4 protein-coding genes are annotated in these 3,534 nt (G+C 72.6%); all 4 read left to right on the top strand.

What is annotated here, in order from left to right:
• Positions 1-200: 200 nt before the first annotated feature.
• On the top strand, positions 201-599 hold the full coding sequence (locus tag ACTUAL_RS28590) for a hypothetical protein (protein WP_096495068.1): 399 nt from the start codon (positions 201-203) through the stop codon (positions 597-599).
• Between the two features lie 229 nt (positions 600-828).
• A complete protein-coding gene (locus ACTUAL_RS28585; protein ID WP_096495067.1) occupies positions 829-1,638 on the top strand; it encodes a diaminopimelate epimerase in 810 nt (269 codons plus the stop codon).
• A 51-nt stretch (positions 1,639-1,689) separates the two neighbouring features.
• Positions 1,690-2,481 (top strand): class I SAM-dependent methyltransferase, encoded by a 792-nt coding sequence (locus ACTUAL_RS28580; RefSeq protein WP_096495066.1) that lies wholly within the window; start codon positions 1,690-1,692, stop codon positions 2,479-2,481.
• Between the two features lie 29 nt (positions 2,482-2,510).
• Positions 2,511-3,534: opine metallophore biosynthesis dehydrogenase (locus tag ACTUAL_RS28575; protein WP_440902412.1), on the top strand; the 1,024-nt coding region annotated here is incomplete at its 3' end.

The following is a 3,534-nucleotide window of genomic DNA, read 5'->3' as shown; positions in this document are numbered from 1 at the left end:
GACCTGGGGACGGGCGCGCCGGGCGGAAACCCGAAGAAAACGCGGGTGCTGTCGGCCGGAGGGCCGGGAATACCGGTTCTCCGGAAACGCGGAAAGATAGGGGTTTTGCTCACGGAATCGACAGGTGGCCAAATCTTGTGCGGACCGCCGGGCGCTGCTAACTTCCGCGAAGTCGTTATTCCCTGTTGAGGAGGAATTGAATGCGGTCGAGGTTCCGCGCGCTCAGCGCCCTGCTCGCCGTTTCCGCCAGTCTCGCCGTTTTCTCCCCCGCCGCGTCCGCCGACCCGATCCCGGCTCCGCTGCCGCCGAACTGCGGCGTCGCCGACTTCTGCACCTGGTCCGTCTTCGTGATCCCCGGCGAGCCCTCCGACGCCGTCCCGACCATTCGCACGACCGGCGACTGGAGCGGTGAGGCGGTGGCGTTCCGGCTCTACAACAACACCGGTCGCTACGCGCACGTGTCGTACGAGGAGAAGCTCGACGACGGCACCATCCGCCGGTACGAGAGCTGCTTCGGCCCGGTCTGGCGCTACTTCACCCGGCCGTTCACCGTCACCGGCGTGACCTTCCACGACCAGCCGACCCAGCAGTACTGCTAGTCCGCCGCGGGTCCACGACGGCCGCCGCTCCCACGCCGGGGGTGGCGGCCGTCGTCGTGAACTGACTGTGGCGCGCGTCACACTTGTTGCGGCCGGGGAACTCCCTCGTTCCAGCGTCCGACCCCCTAGCGTGACGAGTTGCTCACGATGCGCTGTCGCCCCTGGTCGGCGGCGGGACTCAGGAGGGTTCGGTGGGACACGACCTCACCCGGTCACCGGGAGGCCCGCCTTGATCAGCCACGAGATCGACTTCGTGAAGCTGGACCCGACCCAGAACATGACCCTCCTGGTGCGCACCGAGCACCCCGAGGAGGAGCACCGGGACATCGCCCTGCGGCTCATGGCCTACGAGCACCTGCACGCCGAGCAGGTCGGGTTCGTGCGCAAGCCCGGATCACCCGACGCCGACATCAGCCTGCGCATGGCGGGCGGCGAGTTCTGCGGCAACGCGTGCATGGCCCTCGCCGCGCTCGCCGCACCCCCCGACGAGCTGGCGGGCGGCCACCCCGTCGACGTCGTCCTGGAGGCCTCCGGCGCGCGGGACCTGGTCCGCTGCCGCGTCCTGCGGCACGCCCGCGAGTACACCTGCGAGCTCGCCATGCCGCTCCCGGAGTCCGTGGAGCGCGGCGCGGACGGGGTGGCGCTCGTGCGCTACGACGACTCGCTGCACGTGGTCGTGGAGACCGGCAGGCCCGACCCGGCGCTCAGGGCGTGGGCCCAGCGCCTCGCCGCCCGGCTCGGCGAGCGCGGGGACGCCTCGCTGATCGGCGTCATGCTCTACGAACCGCGCTCCGGCCACCTCACCCCGCTGGTCCACGTCCCCCTGCTGGGCAGCGCCGTCTGGGAGCGCGGCTGCGGGTCGGGCGCGGCGGCGCTGGCCGCCTACCTGGCCTGGGAGGGCCGGACCTCCGTCACCACGCGCGTGCGCCAACCCGGCGGCGTGATGACCGTCGCCGCCGACCACGCGCGGGGCGCGCTCACCGGCGTCCGCGTGCAGGGCACCGTCCGGGTCGTCGCCGAGGGGAGGGCCTACCTCTAGCCGCGCGAACCGCGCACCACCGGGACAGCGCACCACCGGGACAGGAGGAGCATGGGCACCGCAGAACTCCGACCGCTGCTCGACGAGCACCTGACCGCCCTGCGGCGGGCCGCCGCGAGCTACGACGGCACCACCCGCCACGCCCCCGACGTGGAGCGCGTCGTCGGCGACTACTCCGCGTTCGTCACCGACCCGCGCCACCACGCCGCCTGGGACGCGCTCGCCCACGCCGACCCGCCGTGGTTCGCGCCCCTGGTGGACGAGCTGCGCGCCTCGTCCGCCCGCTGCGCCGCGATCATGGAGAAGCACCGCGCCCTGGACCTGCTCGACGGCCGCACCGCCAGGGCGGGCTACTTCGACAACGTCGAGTCCTGCATCGCGGACGAGTTCGGCGCGTTCCACCTCACCGCCGACTCGCGCGTCCTGCTCGTCGGCTCCGGCTCGTTCCCCATGACCCCGCTGCGCGTCGCCCGCCTCACCGGCGCCCGCGTCGTCGGCGTCGACATCGACCCCGAGGCCGTCGAACTCGGCCGCCGGGTCGTGCGGGCGCTCGGCGACGGCCTGGACATCACCCTGGAGCCCACCCCGCTCCCGGAGCTGCCCTTCACCGCCGAGGCCACGCACGTCATCTTCAGCTCCACGGTTTCGGTGAAGTACGACCTGCTCGACGCCCTCCACGCCACCACGCGCCCCGACGTGGTCGTGGCCATGCGCTACGGGGACCGCCTCAAGTCCCTCTTCAACTACCCGACCAGGCCCGTCGACCCCCGCAGGTGGGTGCGCTCCGGCTCGGTCCTGCGACCCGAGCACATCTTCGACGTCGCCCTCTACACCAAGGCGTGACCGCGCCCAGAGCGCAGATCGGAACAGGGATGGACGACTTCCAACGGGTCCTGATCGCCGGGACCGGGCCGACCACCGCGCAGCTGGCCGTGCTGCTCGGGACCGGGCGGGGCAGCGCGGTGGGCGTCGCGGGCAGGCGCTCCGCCCGCTCGGCCGCGTTCTTCGCCGGGCTGGAGCGCGCGGGCCGCACCGTCCGCGTCGACGTGCAGGACGAGCGGCACCGGGCGGCGGCGGGCGAGCACCAGGTGGCCGAGGTGTTCCAGGGCTACGGGGCGGTCGCCGGCCGGTGGGGGGCGCTCGTGCTCGCGGTGACCGCCGACGCCTACACCCCGGTGCTCGACCAGGTCGACCCCGAGGTGCTGCGCGGCCTCGGCTGCGTCGTCCTCGTCTCACCCACGTTCGGCTCGCACGCCCTGGTGCGCGGGCGGCTGCGCGCCCTGGGCGCGGACGCCGAGGTGATCAGCCTCTCCAGCTACCTCGGCGACACCCGCTGGTCCGACGGGACCCCGTCACCCCACGTCCTCACCGCGGGCGTCAAGAAGCGCCTCTACCTCGGCTCCGACCGGGGCGCCACGCCCAACCTGGAGCTGCTGCGCGAGCTGCACCGCGGCCTCGGCGTGGACCCGGTGGCCGTCTCCGGCCCCCTGGAGGCCGAGACCAGGAACATCTCCCTCTACGTGCACCCGGCGCTGTTCATGAACGAGCTCGCCCTGAACGCGGTGTTCTTCGAGACCTCGCCGGTCAAGTACGTCTACAAGCTCGTCCCCGAGGGCCCGGTCTCGCCCGCGCTGGTCAACGACGTCGTCAGCCAGTGGCGGGAGATCACCGCCCTCGTCGCGCGGCTGGGTGTCGACGGCGTCAACCTGCTGCGGTTCATGGTGGACGACAGCTACCCGGTGCGGCCGGAGAGCATCTCGCGCCGGGACGTCGAGCGGTTCGAGGAGCTGCCGCCGGTGCACCAGGACTACCTCGTGTACGTCCGCTACGCCTCGCTGCTGGTCGACCCGTTCTCCGAGCCCGACGCCGACGGTCGCTACTTCGACTTCTCCGCCA

It is taken from the genome of Actinosynnema sp. (assembly GCF_052038725.1).
This window is presented reverse-complemented; position numbering and strand designations above follow the sequence as displayed.